The organism is Nocardia sp. NPDC003345, from assembly GCF_053589395.1.
The window spans coordinates 1-16,110 of sequence record NZ_JBSFRU010000131.1 but is presented as its reverse complement, the minus strand read 5'-3'; the positions used below and the strand labels follow the sequence as shown (position 1 = coordinate 16,110).

The following is a 16,110-nucleotide window of genomic DNA, read 5'->3' as shown; positions in this document are numbered from 1 at the left end:
CCACCACCGCCAGCTCGACCTCCCAGTCCAGAGCGTCGGTCTCGGCCGGTTTGACGATCGGGTCGGCGGCCCCGATGAGGCTGTCGGCGAATTTGGGGAAGAGCGTCGGATAGGCGGGGAGCTCGCGCCCCATTTCCTTGATGTGGTTGGTGTAGTTGTGCCCGACACAGATCACCTTCGACGGATTCGGCACCACCGGCGCGAAATCCGCATCGGAGGCCGGCCAGGTCCGTCCCGTGGCGGCGGCGGCGATCGCGGCCCAGTTGTCCTGCGCGAACAAGGCGCCGAGGTCCGCGTAGCCGAGGTCCACCAGGGTGTCGCCGTCGAGGCGCACCGCGCGGGTGCCGCCGTCGATACGCAGGGTGGCGAGTTTCATCGGAGAGTCTCCTGACGGTCGAGCCGGAGCGCCTCGAAAACGGGCGCGTCCGAGAAACGGAAGAGGTCGAGGGCGCCGGAATCGGAATCGGTGGTACCGGCTTCCGATACGGCGGAGAACGCCTGCCAGGACGGAACCACGAACAGGTCGCCCCGGGTGACCGACCAGGATGTGTCACCGACGGTGACCGTGCCGGACCCGTCGAACACCTGGAATACCGAGGACCCGGTCTCGCGTACCGGCGCGGTTTCGGCGCCGCGGGCTATCCGGTGGAACTCCGCGCGGATGGTCGGAAGTACATCGGTGCCGTCGTGCGGATTCGAGAACCGCACGGCCGCGTGCCCGGGTTCCACGGTGCCGCCGTAACCCTCCCGTTCCAGCAGCAGCTGATCCCGCAGCGCCGCATCGGTGTGCTCCCATTTGTAGGCGAGCAGCGGCGAACCGGGCGCCACCTCGGCCACCGACAGCGGTCGCAGCCCCGGATGGCCCCACAGCCGTTCCGACCGGGACCGTTCCGGCGTGATGCGTTCGGCCGCATCGATCTCGGTACGTCCGAACTGGAAGAACTGCGATTCCATCGTGTACTGGAACGGGATGTCCAGCCCGTCGATCCAGGCCATCGGTTCCGAGGTCGCGTTGTGGTGGGCGTGCCAGTTCCAGCCGGCCTGCGGCAGGAAGTCACCGCGGCGCATGGGCACCGCGTCCCCGGTCGCGGTATCGCCGGTGCCGCCGACGACGGTCCATACTCCCGAACCCTGCACCACGAATCGGAAGGCGTGCTGGGTGTGCCGGTGCTCGGGCGCGTCCTCGCCCGGCATCAGATACTGGATCGCCGCCCACAGGGTCGGGGTGGCGAACGGCCGTCCGCCCAGCGCCGGATTCACGAGCGCGATGGCGCGTCGTTCCCCGCCGCGCCCGACCGGCACGATATCGCCCGCCCGCGCCGCCAGCCGCAGCAGATTCTCCCACCGCCACAGGTGCGGTACCGCCCGCGAGCGCGGATGGGCCGGCATCAGATCACCGATCTCGGTCCACAGCGGAACCAGCAGCTCCTGCTCGAAACCCCGGTAGAGGTCCTCGAGGGCGGGGGTGACATCCGGCTGGTCCGGCGCCGCGACCGCCCGCAGGCGGACGGGGGGGTCAGTCGTGCTCATATGGCCTACAGTGGCGGTTGTCGATTCAGCAGAACATCAAATTCTGGAGAGCAGAACAGGCGGCAATGGGTAGCACGTCCCCGAAGAACCCCCCGGCATATGTCGTGACCAGCGCGGATCACGCGCTGCGGGCGGCGGTGATGCTGCAGCTCGAGGGCGGGCTCACGGTCAGCCAGGTCGCCGAACGGCTCGGGGTGGCGCGCTCCACCGCACACCGGCTGCTGCAGACCCTCGTGTACCGGGATTTCGCGGTGCAGGACGAACAGCGCGTGTACCACCCGGGCCCGGTGCTCGAGCTGGCCGCGCATTCGCAGTCGCGTACCTCACGCCTGCGGGCGGCCGCGCTGCCGCATCTGCAACGGGTGGTCGACCTGGTGGGGGAGTCGGCGAATCTGACCATCCGCACCGGCGATACCACCCGGTTCATCGCCAGCGTCGAATGCCGCCAGGCGCTGCGGGTCGGGTCCCGGGAGGGGATGGTGTTCCCGGCCCACCGCACCACGGCGGGCCTGGTGTTGCTCGCCGACCTCGACCCGGCCGAACTGGACGAACTCTACGACGAGTCCCGGTACACCGGACGCCCCGACGAGCGCCCGGACCTCCCGCGCCTGCGGAACCTGCTCACCCGTGTCCGCTCGGCGGGGTTCGCGCTGAACGACGGGTTGTCCGAGCGCGGGGTGGTGGCGGTCGGAGTCCCCGTCCGGGATGCGGACGGAACGGCGCTGGCGGGTCTGTCGGTCTCGATGCCCTCGGTCCGCTACGAACCCACCCGGCTTCCTACCCTCGTGGCCACCCTCCACCGCGCCGCGGACGCGATCGAAACAGGGTGAACTACGTCTGCGGGGCGCGGACCATACCGGAACCCACGTCCAGCGGATCGGCGTCCGCGGTGAGTCCGTCGAAGGTGGCTCCACCGATCAATTTCGACTGGAGCAGAACCGGATTGAGCGGCCCCTGCCGCGCGAGTTTCTCCGCCCACAGCGCGGTGACGCCCGCGACATGCGGCGTGGCCATACTCGTTCCGCTCAGTGCCCGGGTGCCCCCGCCGGGCTTCGCGCTGACGATATCGACTCCGGGAGCGGCGACCGTCGCCCGGGTGTTGGAGAAAGGTGCGATCGTGAGACCGGGGCCGTCCGGGCCGAGCGCGCCGACGGCGATGACCCCCGCCGAAGCGGCCGGCGGTGAGACGTTGATCTCGAAGGGCGGAGTCCGGTCCCTGCCGCTCTCGTTCCCGGTGGCCGCGACCACCAGTACGGCCTGTGAGACGGCGGCCCGGGCGTCGAGCATGGTGGAGAGATGTTCGAACAGCCGGATATTGGCTCGATACTGTTCGAGCGCGATAGACGTGGCGACCGCGATGTCGAACCCCGCTTCGTCCACGAGTTCGCGTACCCATCCCGGAAAGTCGATGCCCAGCGACATCGAGATGACCGTCGCCCCATTGTCCGCCGCCCACAGGATCGCCTGGCTCAGGGTGTCGCTACCACCGCCGGCGGGTCCGCCGAGAACCTTTCCGATCAGGGCCTTCGTGACACCGGGAGCGACTCCGATACGGAGGCCGCCCACATCGCGTCCGAATATCGTGCCGGCGCAATGGGTGCCGTGGCCGTTGGTGTCCTTCGCGCTGTCGCCGCCGGTGAAGTCCTTCTGGAGAAGGTCCACACCCGCGAAACAGGAATGCGCGGCGTCGATCCCGGTGTCGAGCACCGCCACGGTGACCCCCGCCCCGGTGAAGGGCGAGGTGGGCGCCCCGACGGCGGTCACTCCCCATGTCGCCGGGCCCGCTTCGGGTTCGAGTCCGGGTGAGGCGGCCAGGGGTTCCACGAGTTTCATCGGGAGAGCGGGGGCGAAACTCAGTACCGTCGGGTCGTTGACGATCGCGCGCAGGGTGCGCCGGCCGACGTGTTCATCGATCTCCACTGTCATATCCGCGGCCGGTTCGGCCATCGACTCGGTGGCCACGGCGCCCGGACCGTCGTTCGGGTCGCGGGTCGCGCCCAGCGCCGGGGCGCGCAGGATGATCATCTTCTGATCCAGGGTCGTCTCGGGGACTACGGCGGTCATTTTCCTCTCCTGCTCTATCGGCCGATATCGATATCGGCGAAGATCGCGGCATGATCGGAGGCCGCGTGCACCTTGCCGGTCATGGTGTCGAAATGGGGGAACAGGGTGCCGTGGGTGCCGCCCCAGACGCCCTTCCGGAAGATGCCCGCCGCCGTGGTGCGGTCGAACAGATCCGGTGAGAGCAACAGATAGTCGATCTTGTTGTTCTGCGTTCCGTTGCCGAACGTTCCGGGCCGGTCCTCGTCGGGATCACCGTCGTCGAAGTCCGGCGCCTCGGCGAAATCGGTGAGGTCGGTATCGTCGAGCAGCGGCTTCAGGGGAGCGCTGCCGGGGGTGTCGTTCAGATCTCCCATGACCACGATGTGCTCGAAACCCTCGGTCCGCCGTTCCCGATAGATCCGGGCGACCTCTTCGGCTTGTCTGCGCCGGCGTTTATCGCTGGTCGCCTGATTCGAGCCGAATTTGCTTTTCAGGTGATTCACCAGCACGAGCAGGGGCCGGCCGGGCAGGCCGCTGTCGTCGGGAAAGGTGAAGTGGTATTCGGGGCAGTCGCGGCTGAAGACGCGGTTACCGAACGGCCCGTCGTCCACATGCGAGCGGATGGCACGGATCGGGTACCGGTCGGTGGCGAGGATTCCGACGTCGATACCCCGGCTGTCGTTGCCGTCGATCAGCATCACTCTCGGATAGCGGGGCGCGTCACCGTCGGGGATCAGGGTGTCGCCGAAGCGGCGTAGCGCGATCCGGTCCTCGGCCTCGACGACGCCCACGATATCCGCGTCCACCTCACGAATGACCCGGGCGGTGTGGGTGATGGCGAGTGCGTCGATGCGGTCTTTGATCAGGTCCACCCAGCCCACCCAGTCCGCACGGCCCTCCGCGACCACGACAACGGCCTCTTCGCCGCCGGGCGGTCGCTTCAGCAACTGACCACGGATCTTGCGCAGCACGGCGAAAGTGTTCTTCCGCTCCGGATCTCCATCGTCGAGCAGCAGGCGCAGCCGCTTCAGCAGGTCCAGGATCTCGGTCTTGTCGGCCGCGCTGTAGGTCTCGTGCTCGAACAGCGTGTTCACCCGGGCATGGGCGTCCAGGATCTCGGTGGAGACCGTTTCGGGGGCACTCATGGCCCGTGGCCGGGAGAACAGATTCTCGACGTTGTAGGCGGCGATTCGCAGATGATCGGTGGGCATCCCACTGCTCCTTCCGGGTCGGTGGTCGATCGGCCGATATGGCGGCGCGGGCGCCGCGGCGGGTGCGGTATGCGGGGTCGGGTCATCCGTCTCCCCCGGTCAGGAAGCCGAGCAGATAGTCGCGAACCACTTCGGTGGCCCCGTCCGCGTCGTCGAGGAAGTTCCTGCGGTGTTCCGGACCGGAGACCCCGCCGTAGTCGGTGACGACCGCGATGAGTGTGTGCGACGACTGTGCTTCGAGCCGGATCACGCACAGGCCGTGGGGAGCGAGATTCGACCTCATCGGCCCAGCGTCGCGCACCCGGCGTCACCCGTGCGTCGCGATCGGGCCGGTAGGCCCGGCCTCCGCGCGGGCGACCGGAGAAGGGTGGTCGAATCGGTATCGGCAGTCGTGGCGGTTGTGACGGCCCGGTGACGCTCGAGAATTATGCTTGTCGGCTATCACAGGCAGGCAGTGAGCTGAGGTCATGGACACTCCGAGTCGGCGACGCGACCCGGAAAGCGTCGCTTCGTATCTGCATTTGTTCGGCGGACCGTATGTCACGGTCGGCGCGCAGCGTCATGAGGTCGCCGAGGGAAGTAAGCGGCTGCTGGCTCTGCTGGCATTACGGCACGGCCGGCTGGAACGCTGCTGCGCGGCCGGTCTGCTCTGGCCCGGTGTCCTCGATCGGCGGGCCTGCGGAAATCTGCGTTCGGTGCTGTGGCGGTTGCGTGCGGCGGGCCTGGAACTGGTGGCCTCCGACCAGGTATCGCTCATGCTGCGCGCGGATGTCCGGGTCGATGTGGACGAGGTGAGCGCGTGGGCGCACCGGGTGATCCGCGGGTCGCACGCGGCAGCCGACCTGGTATTGGACCCATCGGTCGACGCGGCCCTGGATTTGCTGCCGGGATGGTACGACGATTGGGCGATCTTCGAACGAGAGCGGCTACGGCACCGGGTACTGCACGCACTCGAGAATCTGAGCAGGCTGCTCTGCGCCCGGGGCCGGTATGCCGAAGGCGTGGAGGCGGCGTTGCTCGCCGTGGAAGCCGACCCGATTCGGGAAAGCGCTCAGCAGGCGCTGATCGAGGCCCACCTGTCCGAGGGCAATATCGGGGAGGCCCGGCACGCATACCTGGCCTTCCGCCGTTTGATCCTGCGCGAACTCGGTGTACCGCCGACCCGGCGGCTGACCGGCCTGCTCGCGCGAGAGCCGGTATCGGAGAACGCGGACGGCCATGCGGTGGCAGCGGGTGCGATCGGCGAACAACTCGGTCAGGTGGGTGGATTATGAACTATCGCGGACTTGTCCAGGCGGCATGGCTCGAGCAGATCCGGGCCGCCGCGAAACGTTACGCGGCCACCGAGACCAGACGCGAGGACGTCGAACAGCGCCGGAGCCGGAAGGACAGCCCGGTCGTCGATTCGCCCGAGCAGATCAGCGCCCGCGCGCAGCGCCTCGCTGTCCACGGTGAGATGCCGGTCGAGGCCATGGTCGAGGCCGGCCGGACCGCGTCCGCCGACCGGCTCACCACGCTGGAGCGGATCATCGGTGCGAGTAACGAGCTGCAACCGGCGAACTTCCTGGCACGCGGGGCGCGAACGGCGGCGTCGGTCGCCCGGATATCACTGGTTCGCAACGGCCGTGACATCCCCGTGGGCACCGGATTCCTGGTATCGCCGCGGCTGCTGCTGACCAACAACCATGTACTTCCCGACCAGGACACCGCGGCACAGGCCTTCGTCGAATTCGGTGCCGAGACCACGATCGACAACGAGCCGTGCCTACCGATGCGGTTCCGTCTCGACCCCGATTTCTTCGTCACCGACGAGCATCTCGATTTCACTCTCGTACCGGTCCGGCCGGGCCCCGACGGCCGGACGCCCGCGGATATCACCGGCTGGTGGAACCGCCTGGTCGCCGATCAGGGGAAGATCGTCATCGGTGAGGCCATGAACATCGTCGGCCATCCGATGGGCCGGCTCAAGGAGATCGGGATCCGCAAGAACCGCCTCGATCTGCAGTTGGACAACTTCCTGCACTACTCGACGGATACCGAACCGGGAAATTCCGGATCGCCGGTCTTCAACGATCAGTGGGAAGTCGTCGCGCTGCACCATTCCGGCGTGCCGAGCACCGATGAGCAGGGGCGGATCCTGCGTCGCGACGGGACACTCTGGAGCCGGGACGACGGTGACGACGCGATCGGCTGGACGGCGAACGAGGGCGTACGGATCAGTCGGATTCTCGGCCATCTGGCCGGGCTCGAGCGCACCGCCCGCCACCGGGAGTTCTTCACCGAACTCGGACCCGAGTCCGGACTCGTCGCCGAGCCCCCCGGCCCGATTCCGGTGCCCGCCACCGAACGCGCCGTGCCCGCGGCCCCGATCGCGGCGCCGACGGTGCATCGCCGCGGTCACCCGGCTCGCCCGGATGCCTTCGGCGGCACACGCCACCTGCTGTTCCTGCACGGTCGCAGTCAGCACGGCCGCGACCCGGAATTGTTGCGCCGGGAATGGACCGCCGGTCTGAACAAGGGGCTCACCCTCGCCGGATTCGGATCGCTGGACCCGGCCGACGTGTACTTCCCCTATTACGGCGACCGGTTGGCATCGCTACTGCAATTTCCCGAGACAGCCGCTCCGGGGCCCGAGGCCGTCGTCGACCATGCCGAGGCGATGGCGCCGGCCGCACCACCGGCCCGTGCGGTCTACGAGGAGATCCTGCGAGACGCCGCCACCGAAGCCGGTCTTCCCGAGGACGACCGATCGGCGCACCCCATCGAGGCCGAGGGCCTGGGCGCACTGGGCAGTATCGTCGTGGGCAAACTTCAGCGACAGCTCGGCTGGCTCGCCGCGCGCAGCGATCTGGACGACCTCATCATCGCGCAGGTCTTTCGCGACGTCGCCGCGTATCTTTCCGACGAGCAGATCCGGCACGCTGTCCTCGACTGTGTACTCGAAACCGTCCCGGACTCGGGACAGCTCACTCTGGTGAGCCACAGCCTGGGCACCGCGGTCGCCATGGATCTGCTCACCGTGCTCCCGTCCCGGCTCGAGGTCGCCGTTCTCGTCACCGCGGGCAGCCCGCTCGGGCTGGACGCGGTACACAGCAGACTTCTGGTCCGCGGTCCGAATCGGCCGGAGCGGGTAGGCGACTGGCTCAACGCGTGGGCGGCGGTGGACGCGATCACCATCGGCTGCCCATTGCGGCACACCTGGAAGGGGCAGCTTCGGGAGGTCCCGGTGGACAATCCCGGGGAGCGGGCCCACAGCATCGCCGAATACCTCGCGCACCCCGCGGTGGCGCAGGCCGTCCACGGCGGTACCGCGGCCGGCTGATACCGCCGGGAGCGGGTTCGGTCCGGGCCGCCGGTCGGCGGGTTGCGGTCAGCGGAGTTCGTCTTCGGCGGCGGCGAGGGCGGCGAACTCCTCGTCGGGGGAGCCGGCGACCAGACGGGTCCGGCTGTAGCAGGCAAAATACAGTAGGAACAGCGCGAATACGACCAGGCATCCGAAGGCTGCCGTGGAATCCACGAGGAAGGTCGCGATTACCGACAGGACGGCGATCACCAGGGCGAAACCCGCGGTCGCCACGCCGCCGGGCGTCCGGTAGGGCCGCGCCATAGCCGGTTCCCGGATCCGCAGCACGATATGGCTGACCATCATGAGCACGTAACTCAGCGCGGCGCCGAACACGGCCATATTGAGCAGGGTCGCGCCGTTGCCGAAGATCGACAGTACGAAGCCGATGACTCCGGGCACGATCAACGCGAGCGCGGGGACCCTGCGCGCGTTGGTGATCGAGAGCCCACGGGGCAGATAGCCCGCCCGCGACAGTGCGAACAGCTGCCGTGAATAGGCGAAGATGATGGAGAAGAAGCTGGCGACGAGGCCGGCGAGGCCGATGTAGTTGACGACCGTCGCCGCGGTTCCCGAGCCGAGTGCTTCGACGAGGGGGTTGCCGGATGCCTGCATCGCCGCGGCGCCGCCGGCGCCCGGGACCAGCACCAGCACCACCGCGCCCGTTCCGAGGAGCACGGTCATCGCCGCGATGATGCCTCGCGGCACATTGCGCGCGGGGTCGCGTGCCTCCTCGGCGGCGAGCGGGACTCCTTCGACGGCGAGGAAGAACCAGATGGCGAAGGGCAGCGCCGACCAGATGCCGAGGTAGCCGAACGGCAGGAACTCGCTCGCGCCCGCGGCATCCGGATCGGGGGCGATATCGGTCAGATTCGACCAGGAGAAGCTGCCGAGGCTCGCGAACGCGAAGATCACGAGACCGATGAGCGCGATGGCCGTGATGACGAACATCGCCTTGAGTGCCTCACCGACGCCTGCCAGATGTATGCCGACGAACAGTGCGTAGACCGCCAGATAGACCCACCATCCGTCGACGATGCCGAACAGTCCGAGGGATTCGACGTAGGCGCCGATGAATGTGGCGATCGCGGCCGGCGCGATCGAGTATTCGATCAGCACCGCGGTTCCCGTCGCGAACCCGCCCCACGGACCCAGGGCCCGGCGCGCGAAGGTGTAGCCGCCACCGGCTGTCGGCAGGGCGGCCGACATCTCGGCCATACTCAGCACCATCGCGCCGTACATGGCCGCGATCACGACGGTGGCGACGGCCAGGCCGCCGAATCCGCCTTCCGCCAGGCCGAAGTTCCATCCGGAATAGTCACCGCTGATCACATAGCCGACGCCGAGTGCGGCCAGCAGCACCCAGCCCGCCGTCCCGGTGCGCAGTGTCCGCTTGCCGAGGTATTCCCGGTCGATTCCGGGGCCGGACTCGCCGGATTCGGTGACGCTCATTCGATACTCCCCGCAACGATCCTGCTCGTCCGGCTGTCATCTCCGCCGGGCCGATACCGGACATCTGGACAGCGTGAGAGTAATGATGAGATATTTCGCCACCCTTGCGCGCGTGTTTCGGCTCGTACACGGCGCGTCGCCCGGCAGGATTTCCCGGATGGCGATTAATTCCGGCGCCGGCGCCGGTCGGAATATCAGAGCAGAGATTCATCCGAATACCGACGGAGGAACCAATGACCGAGCAAAGCGCCGCCGCCCTGCCGCCGGTCGTCGATCGGCAGACCTGGCAGGCCGCGCTCGACGACCTGCGTATCCGAGAGAAGGCCGCCACCCGCGAACTCGACGCCATCGCCGCGCAACGCCGCAGGCTGCCGATGGTCGAACTCCCGGACTACACCCTGACCGGCCCGGACGGTCCGGTCCGGCTGGTGGATATCTTCGACGGGCGCTCCCAGCTGATCGTCTACAACCACATGTGGTCCGACGGCGCCGAGTGGCAGTGCGGCGGGTGTACCGGGCTCACGTCGCAGTACGTCCGGCTCGGCTGGCTCGACAACTACGATGCCCGCTTCGTCATCGTCACCAACGGGCCCATCGGCGAAGCGCTCGCCTACCGGGCGAAGGTAGGCAACACGATGGACTGGTTCTCGTCGTCGGAGAGTTCGTTCGGCGCCGATGTGGACGCGCCGCCCGGCGGTGGTTTCGCGGTGAACGTCTTTCTCCGCGACGGCGATACGGTCTACCGCACCTGGCATACCAGTGGCCGCGGCACCGAACAGCTCAGCTACACCTTCGCGCTGGTCGATACCCTGCCGTGGGGGCGCCAGGAGGACTGGCAGGATTCGCCGGACGGCTGGCCGAAATCGCCCGCCTACTCGAAATGGCTCGACTCGCCGGATGTCGCGCGGCTGTACGGACCGGACGCCGTGCGGTCGTCCGATCGCCGGTGATCGCATGGGGCGCGGATGAGATGCCGGGATTCCGCGCGGGTGCCTGCGGCCGGTGACGGCCGGGCCGGTCGCGTACCGTACGCGACCGGCCCGCCGCTACCGGATCAGTGCGCGAACACCAGGCCGTTGTCGCCGCTGCCGGCCGCCTCGTCCGGCGCGGACAGCCGCACGATCCGGCGCGGCAGCCCTACGGCGACCAGTGCGCCGAGCAGTGCCGTCGCGGCGCCGATCAGGAACGCGATGGTGAAACCGCGATCCAGGTAGAACACCGCGCCCTGGGTCATCTCCGGCGGGATCGGCGCGATATAGGAGTTGTTCAGCACCGTGAACGCGATAACCGGCAGGACCGCCGGGAACACGCTCTGCGAGACCCCGACGATGCTCGCGGTGCCGGCCTGCAGTTGCGGTGGGACGGCTTCGATCAACAGGTTCGGCACCGCCGCGTACGCCATGCCCATCCCGGTACCGAAGATTCCGGCGAAGACGATGAGCAGTGCTTTGCTGTCGTGGACGACAGCGGTCAGGGCGAACCCCGCGGCCATCAGCAGCATGCCGGTGGCCAGCAGCGGGCGGGGCCGGGTATCGCGGCCGACGAGCAGCCCGACGAGCACGCCGCCGGCCACCACCATCAGCCCGATCGGCGCCTGGAAGATCGCGAAACCCTCCGCGCTGACGCCGAACCCGTAACCGAGCCCGAGCACCGCCGGAGTCATGGCGAGCATCGGCAGCAGGATGGTGAACAGCCCGCTCGCCCCGTAGCACAGGCCGGCGCCGATGGTGGTCAGCAGGACGGGCCGGTGGCCGAGGACCGCGAGGTCGATCAGTGGTTCCCGGACCATCCGCGCGGATACCGCCCAGGCCAGCAGCAGCACCACGCCGCCGACCAGGTACGCCAGGGTCGATTCGTCGCGCCAGCCCCAGGTCGGGCCGAAACTCACGGCGATCAGCACACCGGCGATACCGCCGCCGAGCAGTATCGCGCCGGGCAGGTCGATCCGGGAACGCAGCCGCACCGGTGATTCGGCGGTGGTCAGCAGGATCAGGGCCCCCAGGATCACGAGGCCGATCACGAAGAACCAGAAGATGCTGCGAAACCCGTGATTGTCGATCAGCCAGCCGGTGAGGAACGGCGCGGGGATGGCGATCAGGCCCATACCGCTGGTCGCGATGCTGACCGCCAGCGCGATCGTTCGCGCCGGGAACACATCCCGGATCAACGAGTAGCTCAGGAACAGGCACGGGACCAGCAGGCCTGTCAGGGCGCGGCCGGCGATGAGTACCGCGTAGCTGCCCGCGAGCGCGGAGACCAGCGATCCCGCCGCGGCCACGGCGACACAGCCGAGCAGGGCCTTACGTTTGCCGTACATATCCGCGAGCTTGCCGATCAGTGGCGCGGTGACGGCGCCGACCAGCAGGAACGAGGTGAGCAACCAGGCGCCCTGGGTGGTCCGGTAATGCGCGGCGATCGACGGGAGCGCCGTCGAGATCATCATGTAGCTCACCGCGAGCATCTCGAGCAGTAGCACGATCGAGGCGAGCGAGAAGATCAGCCGGGGTGTCCAACGCTGTGGGGCGTCGGAGGTGGGGGTGGGAGCGACCATCGGGGGTCCTTTCGGGTGGTTCCCGCATTCGGCGATCGGCCGGAACGCGTAACCGACATCACACTTTCTCCGGGTCCGTCACCGGCTCGGCGTTCCCATCCATCGGGAGACGGATATGCCCGATAGTCATATCGAGGCACAGAAATCCGCGCTGATCAGCGGGTTGCCCGGGTAGCACACACTCCGAATCCGGGCACGTACGATTCGCTTACGTAGCCACGTGGCCCGCGGTGCTACCGGGCCGGCCCCGTGGTGTCCGCGGGGCCGTCGAGTGCGGGCAATGGGCGCCGGCAGATTTCCCGGGCCTCTGCGGGCGACAGGCCGAACATCCGCAGCAGGTCTTCGGTCACCCGGTCGGCGTCCGTGGCGTCGTCGCGTTCCGGATGATCGTGGAGCAGCCGGCCGAGGGACAGTGCGGCACCCGCGACGACCCGCATGGCCAGTTCGGGATCCCGGACGTCGAATCGTCCGGCCGCGGCGGCGTCCTCGATATCGCGGCGGACTCGCGGCGCGAGCCCGATATCGGAGTCCAGGAGATCGAACCCGTTGTTGATCAGTGCCTTGCTGAGAGTCGGGTTCAATCGGTGCAGACGGCCGGTGAGGCGGAAGCTCTGCGCGAAGACCTGGGCCGGATCGCCGATATCCGCGCAGAGCCGGTCGAGAATCGCGCCGAAGCGGTCCAGGGCTTCTTCGACGGCGGCCCGGAACAGTTGCTCGCGGCTCTCGAAGTGGTTGTAGAACGATCCCATACCCACATCGGCCGCCCGCGTGATCTCGAGAATCGGCGCGGTGCGGTTTCCCTCGGCCAGCATCGCTTGCGCGGCCCCGACGAGCGCGGCGCGCGTGCGCGCCTTACGCCGTTGCAGGCGGCTGGGTTCCGGGTCGGCCCCCGTGGTCATCTGTTCACCTCCCCGACACGTCAGCATGCTAGCGCAGCGGCACCGTCGAGATTGACGAAAGCTTCAGAAGCGCTTGACTGCAACATGATTCATAAGTGACGATATCGTCAGTCTTTTGAGGGGAGGGGCCGATGGACGGTCCTCATCGTCATGGTTCGCATACCGGTCTGCATTCCGAGCGCGGCGCGGCGGCGGGCGAACATCCCGGCCGGGCGGCCGATCCGATAATCAAAGTGCGCGGTCTCGCCTGGCTCGAGTTCGAGAAGCCCGATCTCGACGGCGCGGAGACGTTCGCCCATGCCTTCGGCTTCACCACCGCCCTGCGCACCGCCGAGGAGTTACATCTACGGGGAACCGATCCGGAGTCTCCGTGCGTGCTCGTCCGGCGCGGCGACCGGTCCCGGTTCCTCGGCCCCGCTTTTCGTGCCGCGGACTCCGCCGATCTACTTCGTCTGGCCGAGTACGCGGGTGTTCGCGTGGCACCGCTGCCGGATTCGCTGGGCGGGGCGACAGTCGAACTTCGTGATCCGAGCAACCTGCGGGTCGGCGTGGTCTCCGACACCCATGTCCTGCCGGCGCTTCCGCCGCAGCAGCCGCTCGGGCTCAACTTCGGACGCGATGCCCCGCGGATCAACGCAGCGCAGCGGCCACCGCGGGAGCCGGCCCGAGTGCAGCGGCTCGGACACGTGGTGATCGAAACGACCAAGTGGCGAGAGACTCTCGACTGGTACCTCGAGAAGCTCGGGTTGATCGTCAGCGATTTCCTGTACTACCCGGGGCAGCGGCACCGGGGGCCGGTCATGGGGTTCATCCGCTGTGATCGCGGGTCGGTTCCGACCGACCATCACACACTCGCGCTGATGCTGGGCCCGTCGAACCGATACGTGCATTCGGCGTATCAGGTCGCGGACCTGGACGCGCTCGCCGCCGGGGGCGAGCATCTGCGCGAGCAGGGTTACCGCCGGTCGTGGGGTATCGGCCGCCATATCCAAGGCAGCCAGCTCTTCGACTACTGGCGCGATCCCGACGGTCTCATGGTCGAACACTTCAGTGACGGCGATATGTTCGACCACACTCTCGATCCCGGCTGGGCCCCGATGAGCGCCTCGGGACTGGCGCAGTGGGGCCCGCCCGCCACCAAGAACTTCCTCGGTATCCAGCCCGGACCCGAATTGCTGCGCACCGTTCGCGAAGTCGTCGGCGCGTTGCGGGCGGACAACGAATTCGATTTCCAGCGCTTGCGCGGGATGCTGAAGGTGCCCGGCTCGTGAGCTCCGGCGTGCGGATCGTTTGATCCGGGAGCGGCCGGGTATCCGAGCGCCGAGCAGGAGGTCGGTTCGTATGTCGCAGAGCGTGGTCCGGCGCGGACACCCGGCGCCCGACTGGTCGGCGGGGCCACTGGCGCTGCGGTGGCGGTCGTGGCCGGGAGTGTTGCGGCGCAGTGTCGTCGGTTGTTACAAGGACAACCTGTTCGACTGGGCGGCGGCACTGACCTACTACAGCGCGATCTCGCTCTTTCCCGGGTTGCTCGTGGCCACGGCGCTGCTGGGATTGGCGGGGCCGTCCGCCGCGCAATCACTGATCGATACGATCCAGCAGTTCGGGCCGAACGACGGCAGCGAACTCATGGTGAACGCGATCGGGGAACTGCAGGGCAACCGGGCAGTGGCGGGACCGCTGGCCCTCGCCGGTGTGGCCGCGGCGCTGTGGTCCGCCTCCGGCTATATCGGCGCCTTCGTCCGCGCCTCCAATGTCGTCTACCGGACCACCGAGGGCAGGCCGATCTGGAAAACGGTACCGATGCAGATCGGTTTGACGGCCGCGCTGGTGGTGGTCGTATCGGTGTGTGCGATCGGAGTCGTGCTGACCGGCCGGGCAGCCGATGTGGTGGGCCACTGGCTCGGCTTCGGTTCGGTGGGGGTGCAGATCTGGGACATCGCCAAATGGCCGGTGCTGGCGCTGCTGGTGAGCCTGGCCGTCGCGCTGCTGTACTGGGCCGCGCCCAATGCCCGCCAGCCCGGATTCGCGTGGCTGACCCCGGGCAGCCTCCTGGCGGTGGTGCTGTGGATCGGCGCGTCGGCCGGTCTGGCCTTCTACGTCGGGCATTTCGATTCCTACAACCGCGTGTACGGATCCCTGGCCGGCGCGATCGTCTTCCTGGTCTGGCTGTGGCTCACCAATCTGTCGATACTGCTGGGTGCCGAATTCGATGCCGAACTGGCCCGGGGGCGGCGGATCGAACAGGGCTGCCCGCCCGGGCTGGAGCCGATCCTGCCGCACCGTGAGGTGCCGGACGACGAACCGGTCGTCCATGCCCCGTGCGAGCATGCGGTGGCTCCGGCTGCCGGGCGCTGAACGCCGGCGAGCCGGGGAACGGTCTAATTCGTGGTGTCGGACCTGGTGTTATTACCCGTGAGTAGGGGCCGGATTCCGCCGGTCCGCCGGGCTGGCTAGTGTCGGATCGACACCGGATGGTGCCCGTGCCGGTGTACTCGAGTGTGGAGGGCAGAGGAGTTATCATGACCGAGGCTCGTGAACTGCCCGGAACCGCCGCGTCGGCGCCGGACGCGCCCGTGGCTGCCCGCATCGACCGTATGCGCCGGCGGCTGGAACGCCTCATAGGCGTGGCCGCCACCGAGGGCAACGCGCTGGTCGCCCTGCGCAACGGGGACGAGATCTTCCCGGCCATGCTGGAGGCGATCGACGGGGCCCGGCACACCGTCGACATGATGACCTTCGTGTACTGGCAGGGCGATATCGCCCGCCGGTTCGCGCGGGCGCTCTCCGAACGGGCCGCTGCCGGGGTCCGGGTGCGGCTGCTGCTGGACGGGTTCGGTAGCCGGACCATCGAAAAAGACCTCCTGGCGATGATGGAACAGGCCGGCGTGCAGGTGGCGTGGTTCCGCAAACCGCTGTACCTGTCCCCGCTCAAACAGAACCACCGCTGCCATCGCAAGGCTCTCGTCGTGGACGAGGCCACCGCGTTCACCGGCGGCGTGGGTATCGCCGAGGAATGGTGCGGTGACGCCCGCAACGAGCGCGAGTGGCGCGATACGCATGTGCGGCTCGAAGGGCCGGCCG

General features: G+C 68.2%; 15 protein-coding genes. 7 read left to right on the top strand and 8 right to left on the bottom strand.

Annotated features, from left to right (window positions below; translation table 11 throughout):
- The coding region (locus ACWDU1_RS16345) for a fumarylacetoacetate hydrolase family protein (RefSeq protein WP_449999282.1) at window positions 1–376 on the bottom strand (376 nt) is incomplete at its 3' end.
- Entirely contained in the window at window positions 373–1,530 is a 1,158-nt protein-coding gene (locus tag ACWDU1_RS16340) for a cupin domain-containing protein (RefSeq protein WP_449999280.1), read from the bottom strand. The genes ACWDU1_RS16345 and ACWDU1_RS16340, both read right to left, overlap by 4 nt.
- 65 nt (window positions 1,531–1,595) lie before the next feature.
- Between ACWDU1_RS16340 and ACWDU1_RS16335 the strand changes: the two genes are divergently transcribed.
- Entirely contained in the window at window positions 1,596–2,360 is a 765-nt protein-coding gene (locus tag ACWDU1_RS16335; RefSeq protein ID WP_449999279.1) for an IclR family transcriptional regulator, read from the top strand.
- A gap of 1 nt (window position 2,361) precedes the next feature.
- Here the strand turns inward: ACWDU1_RS16335 and ACWDU1_RS16330 are convergent, their stop codons facing one another.
- From ACWDU1_RS16330 to ACWDU1_RS16320, 3 genes are all read right to left on the bottom strand, one after another.
- Window positions 2,362–3,594, bottom strand: a complete 1,233-nt coding sequence (locus ACWDU1_RS16330; RefSeq protein WP_449999277.1) for a S8 family peptidase — start codon at window positions 3,592–3,594, stop codon at window positions 2,362–2,364.
- Window positions 3,595–3,608: 14 nt separating this feature from the next.
- Window positions 3,609–4,784, bottom strand: a complete 1,176-nt coding sequence (locus ACWDU1_RS16325; RefSeq protein WP_449999275.1) for an endonuclease/exonuclease/phosphatase family protein — start codon at window positions 4,782–4,784, stop codon at window positions 3,609–3,611.
- Window positions 4,785–4,866: 82 nt separating this feature from the next.
- Window positions 4,867–5,067 (bottom strand): hypothetical protein, encoded by a 201-nt coding sequence (locus tag ACWDU1_RS16320; RefSeq protein WP_449999273.1) that lies wholly within the window; start codon window positions 5,065–5,067, stop codon window positions 4,867–4,869.
- A gap of 184 nt (window positions 5,068–5,251) precedes the next feature.
- On the opposite strand from ACWDU1_RS16320, the gene ACWDU1_RS16315 reads away from it, so the two are divergent.
- Complete coding sequence (locus tag ACWDU1_RS16315; RefSeq protein WP_449999272.1) at window positions 5,252–6,058, top strand: AfsR/SARP family transcriptional regulator; 807 nt, start codon at window positions 5,252–5,254, stop codon at window positions 6,056–6,058.
- Window positions 6,055–8,106, top strand: a complete 2,052-nt coding sequence (locus ACWDU1_RS16310) for a trypsin-like serine peptidase (protein WP_449999271.1) — start codon at window positions 6,055–6,057, stop codon at window positions 8,104–8,106. Before ACWDU1_RS16315 ends, ACWDU1_RS16310 begins: the two co-directional genes overlap by 4 nt.
- 48 nt (window positions 8,107–8,154) lie before the next feature.
- Here the strand turns inward: ACWDU1_RS16310 and eat are convergent, their stop codons facing one another.
- A complete protein-coding gene (gene eat / locus ACWDU1_RS16305) occupies window positions 8,155–9,579 on the bottom strand; it encodes an ethanolamine permease (RefSeq protein WP_449999270.1) in 1,425 nt (474 codons plus the stop codon).
- Between the two features lie 233 nt (window positions 9,580–9,812).
- Here eat and ACWDU1_RS16300 point away from each other — a divergent pair, with 233 nt between their 5' ends.
- Window positions 9,813–10,529, top strand: coding sequence for a DUF899 domain-containing protein (locus ACWDU1_RS16300; protein WP_449999268.1), 717 nt, complete (start codon window positions 9,813–9,815; stop codon window positions 10,527–10,529).
- A 104-nt stretch (window positions 10,530–10,633) separates the two neighbouring features.
- On the opposite strand, the gene ACWDU1_RS16295 is transcribed toward ACWDU1_RS16300, so the two are convergent.
- Both ACWDU1_RS16295 and ACWDU1_RS16290 read right to left on the bottom strand, forming a co-directional pair.
- Complete coding sequence (locus ACWDU1_RS16295) at window positions 10,634–12,130, bottom strand: MFS transporter (protein WP_449999267.1); 1,497 nt, start codon at window positions 12,128–12,130, stop codon at window positions 10,634–10,636.
- Window positions 12,131–12,363: 233 nt separating this feature from the next.
- Window positions 12,364–13,029 carry a TetR/AcrR family transcriptional regulator gene (locus ACWDU1_RS16290; protein ID WP_449999265.1) on the bottom strand — a complete coding sequence of 222 codons (666 nt, stop codon included), beginning with the start codon at window positions 13,027–13,029 and terminating at the stop codon, window positions 12,364–12,366.
- A 131-nt stretch (window positions 13,030–13,160) separates the two neighbouring features.
- Between ACWDU1_RS16290 and ACWDU1_RS16285 the strand changes: the two genes are divergently transcribed.
- From ACWDU1_RS16285 to ACWDU1_RS16275, 3 genes are all read left to right on the top strand, one after another.
- Entirely contained in the window at window positions 13,161–14,300 is a 1,140-nt protein-coding gene (locus ACWDU1_RS16285) for a VOC family protein (RefSeq protein ID WP_449999263.1), read from the top strand.
- Between the two features lie 70 nt (window positions 14,301–14,370).
- The gene (locus ACWDU1_RS16280; protein ID WP_449999261.1) at window positions 14,371–15,384 is read left to right on the top strand and encodes a YihY/virulence factor BrkB family protein; all 1,014 of its coding nucleotides are present in this window, start codon (window positions 14,371–14,373) and stop codon (window positions 15,382–15,384) included.
- A 164-nt stretch (window positions 15,385–15,548) separates the two neighbouring features.
- On the top strand, window positions 15,549–16,110 hold a 562-nt coding region (locus tag ACWDU1_RS16275; RefSeq protein WP_449999259.1), incomplete at its 3' end, for a phospholipase D-like domain-containing protein.